General features: G+C 66.8%; 1 protein-coding gene. It reads left to right on the top strand.

Going from position 1 to position 247, the window contains the following annotated elements; translation table 11 throughout:
- On the top strand, positions 1–247 hold a 247-nt coding region (locus J0695_RS40420), incomplete at both ends, for an NADPH-dependent FMN reductase (RefSeq protein WP_206969784.1).

Raw genomic sequence — 247 nt, 5'->3', positions numbered from 1 at the left:
TCCGAGACGACCTCGACATCACCGTGCTCGACCTGGCCGAGGCCGACCTGCCGACCGCCCTCTCCTACGAACCGGCTCCCGAGGTCGGGACCGTGCTGGCCCGCGTCACACCTCAACTGGAGTCCGCCGAGGCGTTCGTGGTCATCACCCCCGAGTACAACCACTCCTTCCCCGCGTCCCTCAAGAGCCTCATCGACTGGCACTTCACGCAGTGGCAGGCAAAGCCGGTCGCCTTCGTCTCGTACGG

The organism is Streptomyces beijiangensis (assembly GCF_017315755.1).
GTDB classification, from domain to species: Bacteria; Actinomycetota; Actinomycetes; order Streptomycetales; family Streptomycetaceae; genus Streptomyces; species Streptomyces beijiangensis.
The sequence above is the reverse complement of the archived record's forward strand: the minus strand, read 5'-3'. Positions and strand labels throughout refer to the sequence as shown.